The organism is Acidovorax sp. GW821-FHT09B03, from assembly GCF_059418305.1.
Map to the genome: position 1 here is coordinate 127,238 of NZ_JBWKPP010000003.1, position 17,192 is coordinate 144,429.

Genomic DNA, 17,192 nt, shown 5'->3' on the forward strand with positions numbered 1-17,192 from the left:
ATGACGATCAAGCACAGCCTGCTGGCTGCCACGCTGGCCCTTTCGGGCCTGGCCTCGGCGCAGGACAACTACCCCAGCAAAGCCATCACGCTCACCGTGCCCAACCCGCCCGGCGGGGTGGTGGACACCTCGGCCCGGCTGCTCAACGAGCCGCTGGCGCGCGTGCTGGGCCAGCCCGTGGTGATCGACAACAAGGCCGGCGGCAGCGGCAACGTGGCCTACGGCGCCGTGGCCCGCGCCAAGGCCGACGGCTACAACCTGCTGATCTCGTACTCGGCCTACCACGTGGGCAACCCGACGCTCACCCCGAACCTGCCCTGGGAGGCCAAGGACTTCACCCCGGTGGCCCTGCTCACCGTGGCCACCAATGTGATTGCGGCCCACCCTTCGGTGCCGGCCAACACCCTCAAGGAATTCATCGCCTACCTCAAGGCCAACCCGGGCAAGGTGAACTACGCATCGCAGGGCAATGGCTCGCTCTCGCACATCGGCACCGAGATCTTCAAGCAGCAGAGCGGCACCTTCATGACCCACATCCCCTACCGCGGTTCGGGCCCGGCCGTGGCCGACGTGCTGGCCGGCCAGGTGCAGGTTTTCATCACCACCCCGCCCTCCGTGATGCAGCATGTGGTCAGCGGCAAGCTCAAGGCCTTTGCCGTGACCGGTACCAAGCGCCACCCCGGCTTGCCCAACGTGCCCACGGTGGCCGAGTCCGGCATGCCCGACTTCAAGCTCGAAGCCTGGGTGGGCCTGTTCGCCCCGGCGGCCACGCCGCCCGCCGTGGTCACCAAGCTCACGGCCGACGTGAAGAAGGCGCTGGAGATGCCCGAGACGCGCCAGCGCGCCGACGCCGCCGGCATCGAGCTGCGCTACCTGCCGCCCGAGGCGCTGGGCGATCTCGTGAAAACTGAAACCGCCTACTGGGCCAAGACCATCAAGGGCGCGGGCATCAAGGCCGACTGACCCGCCAAGGTTTCTCCCTGCGTGATCCCGTCCCCGGCGCCTCCAGCGCCGGGCAGGCAGCGCTTTGCCATTTTTCCTGAAAGACCACCATGCAACGCACCTACCGCATCGGGCAGATCGTGCCCAGCTCCAACACCACCATGGAGACCGAGATCCCCGCCATGCTGCGCGCCCGGGAGCAGATCCTGCCCGAGCGCTTCAGCTTCCATGCCAGTCGCATGCGCATGCAGAAGGTCACCAAGGAAGAGCTGGCCGCCATGGACCGCGACTCCGACCGCTGCGCGCTGGAACTGTCCGATGGGAAGATGGACGTGATGGGCTATGCCTGCCTGGTGGCCATCATGAGCATGGGCCTGGGCTACCACCGCACGTCCGAAAAGCGGCTGCACGAGATCACCGTGGCCAACGGCAAGCCCGCGCCCGTGGTATCGAGCGCGGGCGCGCTGGTCGAGGGCCTGAAGGCCATGGGTGCCAAGAGGGTCTCGGTGCTCACCCCCTACATGAAGCCGCTCACCCAGCTGGTGGTGGACTACATCGAGCACGAGGGTATTGCCGTGCACGACAGCCTGTCGCTGGAGATCGCGGACAACCTGGAGGTGGGCGCACAGGACCCCGCCGCCCCGGCGCAGATCGTGCAGCGCCTGGACACCCGCGGCGTGGACGTGGTGGTGATCTCCGCTTGCGTGCAGATGCCCTCGCTGGCCTCGGTGCAGGTAGCGCAGGACCGGCTGGGCATCCCCGTGGTGTCCGCTGCCGCGTGCACCACCTGGGCCATGCTCAAGCGCCTGGGCCTCGAAACCCGGGTGCCCAACGCAGGCGCCCTGCTCTCCGGCAGGTATTGATCCCCAGGGCAAAGCCCCGCATGTTCCAGCAGCGGGCGGCCGGCAGGTGGCCGGGCAACACCCGATAATGGCCCCATGCCCCGCCTCAGCCAGCAACTCCACCCCCACCGCGAACCCGTACCCACCCGCCTGGCCGCCACCGTGCTGCTGCTGCGCGATGCCGAGGGCGACGGGACGCTGGAGGTGCTGATGACGCGGCGCTCGCCCAACGCGAGCTTTGCCCCGGGCGCCTACGTCTTCCCGGGCGGCGGTATCGATGCGCTCGACGCCCAGTCGCACCCGGTGGCGGACCGCCGCCCGGCCCAGACCGACCTGCACCTGACCCAGGCCATCGCCGCCATCCGCGAGAGCTTCGAGGAACTGGGCGTGCTGCTCGCGCGCCACCCCGACGGCCGCATGGCCGATGCCGCCGACATTGCCGCGCTGGACCGCAGCGCGCCGTTTGCCGCGCAGTGCGAGGCCCGTGGCCTGCGCCTGGCGGCCGACAGCGTGTACCTGCTGGCCTACTGGACGGCCGACCGCGACCTGCCGCGCCGCTTCGAGGTGCCCTTCTTGGCGGCGCGCATGCCCGAAGGCCAGACCCCGGTGGCCGACGAGGCCGAGCAGTTCGAGCCGGTGTGGGTGCGCCCCGCCGATGCGCTGGCGCGGCACGAGGCGGGCCAGTTCTTCATGATCTTCCCGACCATCCGCACGCTGCAGCGGCTGGCCAAGTTCAAGAACACCCAGGCCGTGCTGGACGCCCTCGCGGGCGAACAGCCCCTGTGGGTGAGCTGCCCGCGCGCCGGCCTGCTGGCCGGCAAGGAGTCGCGCTACATGGAAGACGAGATGCCATTCGGCGAGCTGGCGCTGGTCTGCCCCGACGGGCAGATATTGCACCCGCTGGACTGGCAGACCGACCACCCCGTGCCCTTGCTCAAGAATGTGCAGCGCCTCACGGCGCCCAACTCGGGGGTGATGACCGGCCCAGGCACCAACAGCTACCTGGTGGGCGATCCGACCACGGGCTTCATCGCCATCGACCCGGGCCCGGCCGACCTGGAACACCTGGAAAAACTCTGGCGCGCCGCCGGTGGCGATATCCGCGCCATCGTGTGCACGCATTCGCATCCCGACCATTCCCCGGGAGCCGCTCCGCTGCAGGCCCTGTGCGCGCGGGCCGGCCAGAGCGCCCCACCCATCCTGGGCCTGCGCTCGGCCCCCACGGCCCGCGTGGCCAGCACCTTCACACCCGAACGCGAACTGGCCCATGGCGAGCGCCTGGTGCTGTCCACCGAGGCAGCCGATGCCACCACCCACCACACCCTGCTGGTGATCCACACCCCCGGCCATGCGGCCAACCACCTGTGCCTGCTGCTCGAGGAAGACGGCCTGCTGTTCAGCGGCGACCACATCCTCAACGGCAGCACCACGGTGATCGACCCGCCGGACGGCAACATGGCCGACTACCTCGATTCGCTGGACGCGCTGGATGCCGCCTGCGAGCAGCATGGCGTGCACTTCATCCTGCCCGCGCACGGCTACGTGCTGGGCGAAGCGCGCGGCGCGATCGCCCGCCTGAGGGCCCACCGCCTGGCACGCGAGGCCAAGGTGCTGGCTGCCATGCAGGCCCTGCCCCAGGGCAGCATGGACGACTGGGTGCGCCATGCCTACGACGATGTGCCCCCGCGCATGTGGCCCGTCGCCCAGCGCTCGCTGCTCGCCCACGTAGAGCGCATCCGCGCCATGGAACCCGGTAATGACTGAAAAAAATCCTGAAGCCGGCCATGTGCGCCTGGCCAAGCGCGTGGCCGAGCAGCTCAACTGCTCGCGCAGCACGGCCGAACAATTCATCGAGGGCGGCTTCGTGAGCGTCGAGGGCGCCGTGGTCGAGGCGCCCGGCGCGCGCGTGGCGCCGCACCAGAGCGTGGCCGTGGACCCGGACGCGAGCCTGCTGGAGCTCACCCCCGTCACCCTGCTGCTGCACAAGCCCGCCGGTTTCGAGGCGGGCCTGGGTGCCCCGGGCCAGGCTGGCGCCGCCCACGCGAGCCGCAGCCAGGGCGCGACGCCCGCAGTGACTCTGCTGTCCCTCGCCTCGCACCTGCCCGAGGACGCCTCGGGCATCCGCGTGCTGCAGCGCCATTTCCGCCAGCTCGAATGCTTCACCCCTCTGCCCACCGAGGCCAGCGGCCTCGTGGTCTACACGCAGGACAAGCGCATTGCACGCAAGCTGGCCGAGGACATCGAATCGCTGGAGCAGGAATGCCTCGTGGAGGTGGCCGGCGAGATCGCGCCCAACGGGCTGCAGCGGCTGTGCCACGGCCTGTCGTTCAACGGCCGCGCGCTGCCGCCCATCAAGGTGAGCTGGCAGAACGAGACCCGGCTGCGCTTTGCGCTCAAGGGCATCCGCCCGGGGCAGATTCCGGCCATGTGTGAGGCCGTGGGCCTGCGCGTGGTGGCCATCAAGCGCCTGCGCATCGGCCGCGTGCCCCTGGCCAAGGTGCCCGAGGGCCAGTGGCGCTACCTGCAGCCCTGGGAGCGATTCTGATCGGCACTCGTCAGCTATCAAAAGGTGAGCAATCACCATTTCGAGGGATGGCGATCCACCACAGGCCGCTGATACACTGCCCGCCATAACAGGAGGGAGTCCATGGACCATCAGCAATCAGGGGCCGCAGCGGCGCCCGTCTCGGGCTTCGCGGCACAGGAGATCGACGCGCATCCGCTCGAATTCACCGGCAGCGGCGGCGAATACTTCCGGGTCTGGATCGTCAACGTGCTGCTGACCATCCTCACCCTGGGCATCTACACCCCCTGGGCGCGGCGGCGTACTGCGCAGTATTTCTATGGCCATACCCTGGTGGCCGGCAGCCCGCTCGAATTCACGGCCCCGCAAAGCCGCATGGTGAAGGGCTTCATCATCCTGGTGATGCTCACCATCGCCTACCAGATCGCCGTCAACACCGGGCAGGACACGGCGGTCGGCGTGTTCCTGCTGGTGGGCGCCCTTCTCTCGCCCTTCATCTGGGGCAGCGCCATGCGCTTTCGCCTGGGTTCCACGCGCTGGCGTGGCCTGCGCCTGCAGTTCACGGCCTCCTGGGGTGAAGTCTACAAAGCCAGTTGGCCCGTGTTCGCCATTGCCCTGGTGTGGTTCGGCGTGTTCTTCGGCATCCAGTACCTGGCCCCCGAGTCGGCCAACGCCCTGCAGGAGCTGGCAGCCGAAGACAGCAGCGATCCCGGCCTGCCCAGCATGACGGCCGGCATCTGGGGATTGCTGGCCATGGGCCTGCTGCTGTCGATCATGTGCGTTATCCGCCTCGAATACAACTACAAGAGCCTGCTGGTGCTGCGCGCCCAGGTGGGCGCCGAGGCCGGCCGCTGGAAGCCGGTGTACATGGATTTCATCAAGGTCTGGCTGGCCACGGTGGCCGTTTTCCTGCTGTTCGTGCTGGGTGTTGTGGTGGTGCTGGGCGTGCTGGCCGGCGGGACTATGGCCCTGTTCATCGACGATGCCAAAACCCGCTCGTTCGCCTTGATCATGGTGGCCATCATCGTGGGCATCTTCGGCGGTATCTTCATGCTGCTGCTGACTTCCGCGCCGGCACGCGCCTACCGCGAAGCGCGCATGTTCCAGCTGATGTGGGACAACATCGGCCTGAGCCAGGTGGCGCGCTTCAAGTGCGGTTTGCGCACGCACAGCTTTGTGCTCCTGCGCGTCAAGAACCTGTTCCTGACCCTGCTCACGCTGGGCCTGTACCGTCCGTTCGCCCGGGTGAGCGAGTACCGCATGAAGGCCGAATCCGTCACGCTGCACGTCAAGGGTGGCGTGGACCAGGTGACCGGCGCCATGGTGCGCCAGCAGCAGCAGGGGGGCATCGGAGACGCGCTGGCCGATGCCGCCGGGCTCGACCTGATCGGCTGATGGCCGCAGCGACATCCCCTGTGGCAGAACCCGGCGGCAAGCTGGTGCCCGGGCGCTGGTTCGACGGCCTGAGCAGCCAGGCCAAGCCGGTGCTCGTGGGCCTGCAGCCCACGCCCAAGGGCCCATCGCTGGCCCTGCACCCGCTGTCACAACCCGGCGCGACCCCGACGGTGTTCACCTCGGGCGAGGTGGGTTGGCCCGAGGCCTGGAGCGAGCGCCGCCCGCAGCAGCGCGTGGTCGTGGACCTGCGCGACCATGGCAGCCTGGAAATCGATGCCGTGGCCCAGTGGCATGCGGCCCTGGCAGCTGCGGGTGGACGCCCCAGCCTGGCGGGGCGCATGCAGACGCGCTGGCCGGTGCTGCTGGGGGTGACCGCAGTCGCCATCGTCGGCCTGACCCTGTTCTACCGCTACGGCACCCCCTGGGCCGCCACCGAGCTCACGCGCTTCGTGCCCGTCTCCTGGGAAGCCAGCGTGGCCAGCAATGTGCTCACGCAGATGGACAAGGGCACGCTCAAGCCCAGCAAACTGTCCAAGGAACGCCAGGCCCAGCTGCAGGCACGCTTCGACACCCTGGTGCAGCAGGTGCCCACCGGCCTGCAGCGCTACCCGGGTTATCGGCCGACCTACACCCTGTCGTTCCGCTCAGGCATGGGGGCCAATGCCTTTGCCCTGCCTGGCGGCACGGTGGTGATGACCGATGGCCTGGCCAAGGCGGCCGAGAAGCAGGGGCTCGATGACGATGCCCTGATCGGCGTACTGGCCCACGAGATTGGCCATGTGGCGCAGCGCCACACCACGCGCATGATCGTGCAGCAGGGCGTGCTGCAGATGGGCATGGGCCTGGCGCTGGGCGATGTGTCGGGCATCGTCGCCACGGGTGCCTCGGTGCTCACGGGCCTGGCCTACAGCCGCAACCACGAGCGCGAAGCCGACTGCTTTGCCATCGCCCTCATGGGCCACGCCAAACTGCCCACGGCCCCCATGGGCAAGCTGCTGCTGGCGATTGCCAAGGACGAGGACGACGAAGAGAAGGCAGAAAAGAAAAAAACCGCCACTGCAGCCAAGGAAGGTGCCAGCGCCCCGGCCGAAACAACGGCACCCAGGAAGGATTCGGAGGCGCTGGGCACGGTATGGTCCCTGCTCAGCAGCCACCCCGATACCGTGGAGCGCGCCAAGGAGCTGGAGCAAGGGCACGCGCAGCACTGCCCCAAGCCTGCCTGAGGTGCCGGGATGCGCCGGTGAGACCGGCGATGGAATTGATAAGTGTGAAGCGCGCCGATAAGCCGGATTCTGTGCACCGCGGTTGCCCGCGGCGTGACCGCCATTACTCTGGGCCGGGTGTCGCCACACCGGCTCGATGCTACCTACCCGCCAACTCTGCGGAACCACATCAACGTTGGCCTACTTGGTATTGCTGCGCGTAGAGATTGCCCGTTTCACCTCGGGCGCGGAACGCGCCCGAGGTGGCTGTGGGATTTCCCGGCTTGCGCCGGGAACCGTCTGGCTTGCGCCATCCGCAGCCAGCTTGCGCTGGCGTCCCACAGAACACCCCTGGTGGTCCCGTGTCCGAACTCGTCTCTGTTGCTCTGATCCTCACCTCACGGTGGGCAGCCGTTAGCTGCTACGCTGTCCTGTGCAGTCCGGACGTTCCTCCAGTGCCTGGTTTCCCAGATTGCACCAGCGGCGGTCTGGCGCGCTTCACAGGGTGGATTATCGTTCACCGGAGCTGGCGCGTTCCCATGTAAGGTCAAAGCGCGCCAGGTATTTGCGCAGGCGGTCGGCATCGTTGACCACCGCGCGCTGCGCGCGCGAGGCCTGGAACAGCTGGCGCCCCGCCTCGGACAGGGTGCGAGCCTGGCGGCACACGCGCAGCACGGCGGCCAGTTGCAACTGGTCGAACAGGTCCATCGCGTCCAAGGCGTCTTCGCCCAACAGGACGCGCAGATCGATGGCATCGGCAGCCCGGGCACCCAAAAGGCCATCGCGTGCATCCTTGGCCGGCTGCCACAGCCACTGCAGGCGCGCGATCTCGGCCTCCACCAGGGGCAGGCCGATGCGGCCGCTGTCGGCCAGGGTGGCCAGGCGCGTGGCGCTGGCCGATAGGTCGCGGAAGTTGCCGCTCCACAGCGCATCGGGCGACTGGGCATAGCGCAGGTAGACCGTGCGCGCCTCGGCCGAGAGGCGCACCGTGCGGCCCAGTTCCGTGCCGGTGCGGGCCAGCAGGTGATCCAGGTTGGGCTCGATGTCCTCGGGGCGCTGGGCCAGGCCGGGCAGCTGGTAGCTCCAGAGGTTGATGCGCGCATACAGGTCTTCGCGGAAGCGCCCGGCCGCCACCTCGGTGCGCAGGTCGCGGTTGGTGCCGGCGATCAACTCGAAATCGCTGGCCACCTCGCGGTCGCTGCCCATGGGGTAGAAGCGCTTTTCCTCCACCGCCTTGAGCAGCATGGCCTGCTCGTCCAGGCCCAACTCGCCGATCTCGTCAAGGAACAGCACACCCTTGTGCGCCGTGCGCAGCAGGCCCGCGCGGTCGGCCGCGGCGCCCGTGAAGGCGCCCTTCTTGTGCCCGAACAGCGTGGACGCCGCCCCGTCGCCATGCAGGGTGGCGCAGTTCACTTCGACGAATTCGCCCTCCACCTGGTGGCGGGCCTTCTTGAGCTCGTACATGCGCCGCGCCAGGTGCGACTTGCCCGCCCCCGTGGGCCCTGTGAACAGGATGGGTGCGCGCGAGCGCACCGCCACACGTTCCACCTCGTCGATCAGCGCGTTGAAGCGCGCATTGCGCGTGGCGATACCGCTCTTGAGGAAGTCGACCGCATCGCGCTGCTCGGCACCGAAGCGCTGGGCGATCACGTCGTAGCGCGACAGGTCCAGGTCGATCAGCGCATAGCTGCCCGGGTCGCCCATCTGCTGGCGCCGCGGCGGCGAGGTCTGCGCCAGCACGCCCGGGATGCGCCGCGACTCCACCAGCAGGAACAGGCAGATCTGCGCCACGTGCGTGCCGGTGGTGATGTGGGTCCAGTACTCCTCGCGCTCGGTGTCGAAGCGGTAGGCCTGGGTCCAGTCGAAAAGCTTGGCGTAGACCTCGCCGAAATCCCAGGGGTCGGCGATCTCCATGGGGACCAGCCGCACCGTCGTTTCGGGCGAAGCGATGGCGATGTCGTTGCGCACCTGGTGCGCCAGCTCGTGGTGGGCCGGCGTGTACAGCAGCTCCATGCGGTGCACCACCATGTCCTCGTGCTGCACCAGCGAGACGGTGGGCCGCCATTTTTCCCACCGGCCTGCGCCCTTGCCGGAGTCGAGCTGGGTACCGATGAAACCGACGACCACCCTATTCTTGCGCATCTCTAAATTTCTATAAAGCTATCCCCCATTCTAGTTAATCAAGATCCTGGTGCAAAACCAGATCTTCTTGAAAACGAAAAATCCATTTCCAATCAACAGCTTGCAGAAAATTTTGCGCATCGACAGCTGCCTGGCACGCAATTCGCAAATAGAAAAGCACTCGGCGCAAACAGTGAACGCTCACAGGCCAGGGTTGGGGCACAGGCCCGCCCTGCCGGTGCCGGGAGTCCGAAGCTTCAGGCTTTTTGGATTCCCCGCATGCCGCACGCTGCGAGCGCCGGGTGACGGCAGGGCTGTGGAAGCCAGCCCCGAAAGGGGCTGTCGGGTTCGACTCCCGGCCTGCACCACTGGTAGCTCAGTCTGGTAGAGCACCCCTGAAAAGGGACTGTCGCAGGTTCGACTCCTGCCCATTCTTCCGGCCTTCGGGCCGGCTATCGAAGACGGTCGAAAGACCACCCGCCGGACGCGGGGTGAAGGACCAAGGGTTGCGCCGCAGCCTGCAAGCCATTGCCCCGTCAGCGGTGGCGGTTTGTGCCAGCACCCGGCACGGCCCGCGCCCGCAGCCAGCCCAAGCGAAGGCCCTCGGGGCCGCCGCCACGGCGCACTGCAGGGCCCGAGCCGCGCCCCCTGGGACCACTGCCCCGCTGTAACGGCCCCTTTGCAAGAAGTTTGATGCGGCGACCAACGACATTGAAAAAAGAAAGAACGAGGGTAGACACATGCTGAAGATCCAACGCACCACCGTCAAGAAAAACGAACGCGCCCTGCTGCTGCGCAATGGCGATTTCGACCGTGTGCTGCACAGCGGCACGCACTGGCTGTTTGCCGGCCTGGACCAGCTGCGCGTGGAGACCTTCGCGCTGGAACAACCCGCCTTCACCCACGCCCTGGCCGACTACCTGATGGCCCGTGAGCCCGAGGTGGTGGCCGCCGAATTCGTGCGCGTGGAGCTGGCCGAGAACGAAGTGGGCCTGCGCAGCGAGAACGGCGTACTGGTAGAGATCCTGCCCCCTGGCACCCGCCGCCTGTACTGGAAGGGCCAGGTGGAGGTGTCCGTGCAGGTGATCGACCTGAACGCCGGCCCCGAACTGCCTGCTGCACTGGTGGCGCGCCTGACGCAGCCCCAGCTGCGCCACCGCACGGTGACCGGCCTGGCCGGCCTGCTGCAGGTGCAGGTGCCCGAGTCGTCCTGCGCGCTGCTGACGGTGGACGGCAAGGTGGAGCGCCTGCTCGCCGCAGGTGCGTACGCCTTCTGGAAGTACGGCCGCACGGTGGCGGTGGAGCAGGTGGACCTGCGCCTGCAGTCGGTGGAAGTCTCGGGCCAGGACATCATGACCCGCGACAAGGTGGGCCTGCGCATCAACCTGAGCGCCACTTTTCGCTACACCGACGTGCTGCGCGCCTGGAGCCAGTTGCAAAAGCCTGCGGAGCACCTGTACCGCGAGCTGCAGTTCGCGCTGCGCGCCGCCGTGGGCACCCGCACGCTCGATGAGCTGCTGGAGAACAAGACGGTGATCGACGAGGTGGTGGGTGCCCACATGGCCGCCAAGCTCGCGCCCTACGGCATTGCGCTGGAGAGCGCCGGCGTGAAGGACATCGTGCTGCCTGGAGACATGAAGGCCATCCTGACCCAGGTGGTGCAGGCGGAGAAGCAGGCCCAGGCCAACGTGATCCGCCGCCGCGAGGAAACGGCCGCCACGCGCTCGCTCCTCAACACCGCCAAGGTGATGGAGGACAACCCCGTCGCCCTGCGCATGAAGGAGCTGGAAACGCTGGAGCGCGTGGCCGAGCGCATCGACAAGATCTCGGTGTTCGGCGGCCTGGACCAGGTGCTCAACGGCCTGGTGAAGCTGCGCTGAGCAAAGAGCCAAGAGGAATACGGGCGCGCTGGCACAGAAGGGAGCGCCACTGCCAAAAATGTTGTTATTGCCGGCAGGTCGGGTAACACCGAGTGCAGCGGGAGAGTCGGTGAACGGGCAAGGTTGAGGATGCAGGTGCTGGCTCCGATGACGGGTCTGCCACTGGCGCGCGTTTCCAACCGTTCACTGGGCCAGCGGAGTAAAGCACCCTGGTCGCTGCAAAGATGCGGGTTCGAATCCCGTCGCGTCCACCAAACAGAGAAAGAAGTAAAAGAGGAACGCCATGAAACAGACTGCACGTGAAAAACGACTGGCAAGGCAGGCGCCGTTGCCAGTGACACCCGGGTCCCTGGGACTCGATGCCACGCTGTATGCCGACGCCGTCCGCTACCTCTTCGACCGGCCCGTGCCGGGCAAGAAGGAGCAGGAGTGGTACTGGGACAACGATGGGCCGGATTTTCAGGCCACGCCCTTGCAGTGGACGCATATCCAGACCGTGTTGTTCGCCAACGCGGGCACCGATCTCGCGCCCTACAGCGACGAGCAGGTGGGCATGGGCCTCACGCATGTGATGAGCAACAACGCCGGCGACATACCGGCCATGGTGCTAGACCCATCGGTTCCGCTGGCGGATGCGATGCGCATGATGCAGGCCTTCCCGCGCCTGTGGAGCGAATGCTTCGCACCGCGCATGGCCCACGTGCAAGCGGCCATCGGCAGCGGCAGCGACCGGCTGCACTTTGCCTGCTACATGTGGTTCGACGTGTGGCCGACGTTCTGGAATGTCAAAGAAGTTCCTGAATGGCGCGATGCGATGTGGGCTGTGTTCTGCCACATGCTGGAGGTGCCCTGCCGCGAGGTACAGGTCTCTGCCCTGCATGGCATCGGCCACGAGGGCCGCTATCTGCAGCGCCCGAGGGAATTGCAGGAACGGGTGGAGCTATTCATCCGCAGCGTGCCGGCGCACGACGAGGAACTGAAGAACTATGCACGCGCTGCCGCCCTGGGAATGGTGCAGTAGATGCGATGGATGACAGCACGGCGCACAAGACGCCATGGAGAGTACGACGATGGAAGCCCGTCAAATCGCTGAAGAGGAAGCCACGACCCTGCCACCCGCCCTGCGCGAGGCGGTGGATGCCGCGTATGCCGCCTTCCAGCACCACCGCGCGCCGACGCAGATGCTGGATGTGTGCATCGCCTGCTGCATGGACGAGGCCATGGAGCGCGAGATGCGCCGCCTGCCGCTGCGCCAGGTCACCAACCGGCATTTTTACGAGTACAACGGCTCGGCCAAGAGCAGCGAGCAACCTGCGGATGAGCTGCTGTACTTCCTGCCCCGCATGCTGGAGCTGCTGGCCCAGGGCAAGGAGTTGCACCATTCGACCGAGCTGTACCTGGACCGGCTGGGCAAATGCCCCGCAGATGCACTGTCGCCCAAGGAACGTGCCGCCGTGGACGCCTTCGCACTGGCCTTCTTCCGCGAGGGCCTGGGCTCTACCGGGCGCGAGGCCAGCCCGTTCGACGGCGCGAATGCGTTCGATATCCTGCTGATGTTCCACAAGGGCGGCGTGTCCATCGCCCCGCTGCTGGCCCACTGGCTGGCGGACGAGCGGGAAAGCGCCGTGCAGCACTATGCGAATGCCAGCTACTGGGATTTCTGGGGCCAACACGAGATCCAGAACGCTTTTGCGGAAGACCAGCCGGATTTTCGCGAAACCATGAAGGCCTGGCTGCTCGATGAAGGCAACCGCCAGCGATTCGCACAGCAGATCTTGGCGATGGACACGAGCGCCATGGGTCCGCCCGCGCACTGCACCTGCGGCAACTGCATGGGTCCGCGGCAGATCCTAGAAGCGGTGTTCGATCTGGTCTGTGGATGAAGAAGACTGTGCGGCGCCCTGAAGCCCCACCCCAAGAACAACGAATGGAAACGGACACCATGGAAGCCCAAGCCAAGAAAGACATCAAGATCAAGCAGCCTCCCGTGCTCTTCAGCAAGACACAAGCGGTGATCGGCCAACTCACGGTGCTGCTTGGCGGCCCTGTCATCAGCTACTGGAACAGCCCCCGGGGCTCGGTCTGCCACTCCGACGTGGTGGCCCTCTACGACATCCTTGGAAAGTTGGGCCAGCACGAGACGATCTACCTGTTCCTGAAATCCGATGGTGGCAGCGGCCAGGTGTCGTTGCGCCTGGTGAACCTGCTGCGCCAGCACTGCCGACGCCTGGTGGCGTTGGTTCCGCTGGAGTGCGCCTCCGCCGCCACGATGATCGCGCTGGGCGCTGACCGCATCCTGATGGGCCCGACGGCCTATCTCACGGCGGTCGACACCTCACTCAGCCACGCGCTGTCGCCGCTGGACAGGGACAATGACCGCGTGAGCGTGAGCCTGAACGAACTGCAGCGCGTCATTCGTCTGTGGCGCGAACAACAGGGCGAGACCATGGACAACGCCTACAAGTCGCTGTTCCAGTACGTACACCCGCTGGTCATCGGTGCGGTGGATCGCGCGGAGTCGCTGTCCATCATGCTGTGCCGCGAACTGCTCAGCTACCACATCGAAAAGGAAGAAACGGCGGAACTGATTGCCACAACGCTCAATTCCAAGTACCCCTCCCACAGCTACCCCATCCTCATGGATGAGGCCGTGAAGATCGGTCTCAAGGCAGAGCGTCTGCCCGACGACGTCAATCGCCTGTTGCTGCAGCTCAATGGCTGCTACAGCGAGATGGGCCAGAAGGCCACGACGGACTTCGACGAGTTCCGCGCCCATGGCAACGAAATCGTCAACATCTGGGAAACACAAGGCGCACAGGTTTTCTACCAACAGGACAAGGACTGGTTCTACCGCGCCGAGGAGCGCCGATGGATCACGATGAACGACAACAGCAGCTGGCGTCGGATCGACCGCCACGGCAGCAAGATCCGCAAGACCGCACTGCACGTGGCCTGAAGGGCAAATCTGGCCGAACTGGCCACCCGGTAAAGACAGAAGAGAAAGACAAGGAAAGCAACATGCAAAAGAACAACTACATTTACAAGCCCGTGGAAAACGGCGTCCCCATCAAGATGTGGACCCAGGGCGTCCCCGTCGAAGACGAGGCCCAGAGGCAACTGGAGAACGCGGCACGCCTGCCCATCGTGTTCAAGCACGTGGCAGCCATGCCCGACGTGCACTACGGCATCGGCGCCACGGTGGGCTCGGTGATCCCGACCTTCAAGGCCATCATCCCGGCCGCGGTGGGCGTGGACATCGGCTGCGGCATGATGGCCTGCAAGACCACGCTGCACGCCAACGACCTGCCCGACAACCTGGGCCCGCTGCGCTCGGCGATCGAGAAGGCCGTGCCGCACGGCAGCAACCCGCGCCGCATGGGCCGCGACAAGGGTGCGTGGGAAACGCCGCCCGACGAGACCGATGTGGCCTGGTCCGCGCTCAAGGGCGAGTTCGACGCGATCTGCGAGGACTACCCGCGCTTTCGCAACACCAACAACCACAAGCACCTGGGCACGCTCGGTACCGGCAACCACTTCATCGAAGTCTGCCTGGACGAGCACGGCAGCGTGTGGTTCATGCTGCACTCGGGTTCGCGCGGCGTGGGCAATGCCATCGGCACGCACTTCATCGAGCTGGCCAAGAAGGATGCCGAGCTGCACCAGCGCAACCTGCCCGACCAGGACCTGGCCTACTTCGAGGAAGGCGCCAAGTACTTCGGCGACTACGTGCGTGCGGTGGGCTGGGCGCAGAAGTTCGCGCGCGCCAACCGCGAGGTGATGATGCAGCGCGTGATCGCGGCCGCCCGCAAGGTGATCACCAAGCCGTTCGAGGCGCATGTGGAGGCGGTGAACTGCCACCACAACTACGTGAGCCGCGAGACCCACTTCGGCGAGGACGTGCTCGTCACCCGCAAGGGTGCCGTGAGCGCCAAGGCCGGCGAGCTGGGCATCATCCCGGGCAGCATGGGCGCCAAGAGCTTCATCGTGCGCGGCAAGGGCAACCCCGAGAGCTTCATGAGCTGCAGCCACGGTGCGGGCCGCAAGATGAGCCGCACCAAGGCCAAGAAGATGTACACCATCGCCGACCAGATCGCCGCCACCGAGGGCGTGGAATGCCGCAAGGACGCCGACGTGATCGACGAGATCCCGATGGCCTACAAGGACATCGACGCCGTGATGGCCGCCCAGCAGGACCTGGTGGAGGTGGTCTACACGCTCAAGCAGGTGGTGTGCGTGAAGGGATAGACCCCTTTGCACCTCCCCGGCAACCATTGAACGGAGCCGGCGCTGGCCAGACCAGCGCCGGCATCAGCACATGCACAAAGAACAGCAACTGGAAGAATTCCTGCAATCGGCCCACCCCATCGATCCCGCCATGCGCGTGCAGATCATGGAGAACCTTTGCGCCATCGAGGCACAGCACCAGGTCACCATCCTCTTCGCCTGCGAGTCGGGCAGCCGGGGCTGGGGCTTTGCCTCGCCCGACAGCGACTACGACGTGCGCTTCATCTACGTGAACCGGCTGCCCTGGTACCTCACCGTGGCCCCGGGGCGCGACGTGATCGAGGTGCCGATCAGTGGCGACCTGGACATCAACGGCTGGGACCTGCGCAAGGCGCTGGGTCTGATGCGCGAGTCCAACCCCACGCTGCTCGAATGGCTGCGTTCGCCCGTGGTCTACCGCGAGGACGCCGGCACCATGGAGCGTTTTCGTGCGCTGGCCGAGACCGTGTTCTCCAACGCCAAAGGCTGGCACCACTACGCCTCCATGGCCAAGAAGAACTTCCGCGAGCACCTGCAGGCCGACGAGGTGCGCTACAAGAAGTACCTCTACGTGCTGCGCCCGCTGCTGGCCGCGCGCTGGATACGTGCGCGCCCTGGCGTGCCGCCCATGCGCTTTGCCGAACTGGCCCAGCACACGCTGGACCCGGTGGCCGACGCCGCGCTGATCGCCGAGATCAACGCCTTGCTGGAGGTGAAGATGCGCGCGGGAGAGTCCGCGACCAGCCCGCGCTGGCCCGGCATCCACGCCTTCATCGAAGCCGAATTGGCGCGCAACGCCGCCGAGCCGGTGCAGCCCCTGCCCGTGCCGGGCCATGGCGCGCTCGACACCCTGCTGCACGACACCGTGCTGCGCTTCAACGCGCCCCCATCGCAGGAGGCACCATGCTGAAGCTCGACGGCTCCCAGGGCGAAGGCGGCGGCCAGATCCTGCGCACCGGCCTGGCGCTGTCCATGGTGACGGGCCGGCCGCTGCACATCGAGCGCATCCGCGCCGGGCGTGCCAAGCCCGGGCTGATGCGCCAGCACCTGGCCTGCGTGCAGGCAGCGGTGCAGGTCAGCGGCGGGCAGGCCCAAGGGGCGGAGCTGGGCTCGCAGTCGCTGCAGTTCACGCCCGATGCGGTGCGTGCGGGGGACTACACCTTCCGCATCGCCGGCGCAGGCAGTTGCCTGCTGGTGCTGCAGACCGTGCTGCCCGCGCTGATGCTGGCCGACGGGCCCAGCCGCATCCAGCTGGCGGGCGGCACGCACAACCCGATGGCGCCGCCGTTCGACTTTCTGCAGCGCGCGTATGCGCCGCTGCTTGCGCGGCTGGGCGTAGGACTGGAACTGGCGCTGGAGCGGCGCGGCTTCTACCCGGCCGGTGGCGGGCTGCTGCACGCGCAGATCACGCCGGCAACGCAGGCCCTCACTCCGTTCGATCTGGTGGAACGCGGGGCGCCCGTGGCCGCCTGGGCCGAGGCCCTGGCACCCGGCCTGGCGCGCAGCGTGGCCACACGCGAGCTGGAGGAACTGGGTCGGCGCCTGGGCTGGACGCTGGAGGCCGGCCAGCTGCGCGCGCCCGGCGTGCGCCAGCACGAAGGGCCGGGCAATGTGCTGATGGCCACGCTGGAGTACGCGCAGGTGACCGAGGTGTTCTGCCAGTTCGGCGAACGCGGCCTGTCGGCCGAGACCGTGGCGCGCAAGCTGGCCGAGGAGGTGCAGGCCTACGAGCGCAGCACCGCAGCCACCGGCCCCCACCTGGCCGACCAGTGGATGCTGCCGCTGGCCCTGGCCGTGTGGCGCACGGGGCAGGAGGCCCGCTACACGGCGAGCGAGCTCACGGACCACACGCGCACGAATTCGGCGGTGATCAATGCCTGCCTGCCGGTGCGGGTGGCGACAGAGCCGGGTGCAGGCGGCAGCGTTCTGGTGCGGGTGAGCCCGGCGTAGCAGGTGCGGCCGTGCGGGAGAAGGCCGGACTGGGCCACAATGCCGCCTTGCACTGTCACCCACCCTTTTCTTG

Annotated in this window: 14 protein-coding genes and 1 other RNA gene; 13 read left to right on the forward strand and 2 right to left on the reverse strand. The window is 67.1% G+C overall.

Going from position 1 to position 17,192, the window contains the following annotated elements; translation table 11 throughout:
- The 6 genes from AC07PA_RS07015 (at nt 1) to AC07PA_RS07040 (ending at nt 6,926) form a co-directional block, all read left to right on the forward strand.
- Nucleotides 1-963, forward strand: a complete 963-nt coding sequence (locus tag AC07PA_RS07015) for a Bug family tripartite tricarboxylate transporter substrate binding protein (RefSeq protein WP_494608603.1) — start codon at nt 1-3, stop codon at nt 961-963.
- Nucleotides 964-1,052: 89 nt separating this feature from the next.
- Entirely contained in the window at nt 1,053-1,805 is a 753-nt protein-coding gene (locus tag AC07PA_RS07020) for a maleate cis-trans isomerase family protein (protein WP_007857357.1), read from the forward strand.
- 75 nt (nt 1,806-1,880) lie between these two features.
- Nucleotides 1,881-3,548 carry an MBL fold metallo-hydrolase gene (locus AC07PA_RS07025; protein ID WP_494608602.1) on the forward strand — a complete coding sequence of 556 codons (1,668 nt, stop codon included), beginning with the start codon at nt 1,881-1,883 and terminating at the stop codon, nt 3,546-3,548.
- Nucleotides 3,541-4,329 carry an rRNA pseudouridine synthase gene (locus tag AC07PA_RS07030; protein ID WP_007857355.1) on the forward strand — a complete coding sequence of 263 codons (789 nt, stop codon included), beginning with the start codon at nt 3,541-3,543 and terminating at the stop codon, nt 4,327-4,329. The genes AC07PA_RS07025 and AC07PA_RS07030 overlap by 8 nt, the downstream gene beginning before the upstream one ends.
- Nucleotides 4,330-4,431: 102 nt before the next feature.
- Complete coding sequence (locus AC07PA_RS07035) at nt 4,432-5,703, forward strand: YjgN family protein (RefSeq protein WP_007857353.1); 1,272 nt, start codon at nt 4,432-4,434, stop codon at nt 5,701-5,703.
- Entirely contained in the window at nt 5,703-6,926 is a 1,224-nt protein-coding gene (locus AC07PA_RS07040; RefSeq protein ID WP_494608601.1) for a M48 family metallopeptidase, read from the forward strand. The genes AC07PA_RS07035 and AC07PA_RS07040 overlap by 1 nt, the downstream gene beginning before the upstream one ends.
- A 42-nt stretch (nt 6,927-6,968) precedes the next feature.
- On the opposite strand, the gene rnpB is transcribed toward AC07PA_RS07040, so the two are convergent.
- Nucleotides 6,969-7,405, reverse strand: an RNA gene (gene rnpB / locus AC07PA_RS07045) — RNase P RNA component class A.
- 10 nt (nt 7,406-7,415) lie between these two features.
- On the reverse strand, nt 7,416-9,047 hold the full coding sequence (rtcR, locus tag AC07PA_RS07050) for an RNA repair transcriptional activator RtcR (RefSeq protein WP_494608600.1): 1,632 nt from the start codon (nt 9,045-9,047) through the stop codon (nt 7,416-7,418).
- 719 nt (nt 9,048-9,766) lie between these two features.
- Between rtcR and AC07PA_RS07055 the strand changes: the two genes are divergently transcribed.
- The 7 genes from AC07PA_RS07055 (at nt 9,767) to rtcA (ending at nt 17,119) form a co-directional block, all read left to right on the forward strand.
- On the forward strand, nt 9,767-10,906 hold the full coding sequence (locus AC07PA_RS07055; RefSeq protein WP_494608599.1) for a slipin family protein: 1,140 nt from the start codon (nt 9,767-9,769) through the stop codon (nt 10,904-10,906).
- 283 nt (nt 10,907-11,189) lie between these two features.
- Nucleotides 11,190-11,927 carry a hypothetical protein gene (locus tag AC07PA_RS07060; RefSeq protein ID WP_007857348.1) on the forward strand — a complete coding sequence of 246 codons (738 nt, stop codon included), beginning with the start codon at nt 11,190-11,192 and terminating at the stop codon, nt 11,925-11,927.
- A gap of 49 nt (nt 11,928-11,976) precedes the next feature.
- Nucleotides 11,977-12,789: a hypothetical protein gene (locus AC07PA_RS07065; RefSeq protein ID WP_494608598.1), complete on the forward strand. Its 813-nt coding sequence runs from the start codon at nt 11,977-11,979 to the stop codon at nt 12,787-12,789.
- 59 nt (nt 12,790-12,848) lie between these two features.
- Nucleotides 12,849-13,862, forward strand: a complete 1,014-nt coding sequence (locus AC07PA_RS07070; RefSeq protein ID WP_494608597.1) for a hypothetical protein — start codon at nt 12,849-12,851, stop codon at nt 13,860-13,862.
- A 62-nt stretch (nt 13,863-13,924) separates the two neighbouring features.
- A complete protein-coding gene (locus tag AC07PA_RS07075) occupies nt 13,925-15,151 on the forward strand; it encodes an RtcB family protein (RefSeq protein WP_494608596.1) in 1,227 nt (408 codons plus the stop codon).
- 70 nt (nt 15,152-15,221) lie between these two features.
- On the forward strand, nt 15,222-16,079 hold the full coding sequence (locus AC07PA_RS07080) for a nucleotidyltransferase domain-containing protein (RefSeq protein ID WP_494608595.1): 858 nt from the start codon (nt 15,222-15,224) through the stop codon (nt 16,077-16,079).
- Nucleotides 16,073-17,119 carry an RNA 3'-terminal phosphate cyclase gene (rtcA, locus tag AC07PA_RS07085; RefSeq protein ID WP_494608594.1) on the forward strand — a complete coding sequence of 349 codons (1,047 nt, stop codon included), beginning with the start codon at nt 16,073-16,075 and terminating at the stop codon, nt 17,117-17,119. The genes AC07PA_RS07080 and rtcA overlap by 7 nt, the downstream gene beginning before the upstream one ends.
- Nucleotides 17,120-17,192: the final 73 nt, after the last annotated feature.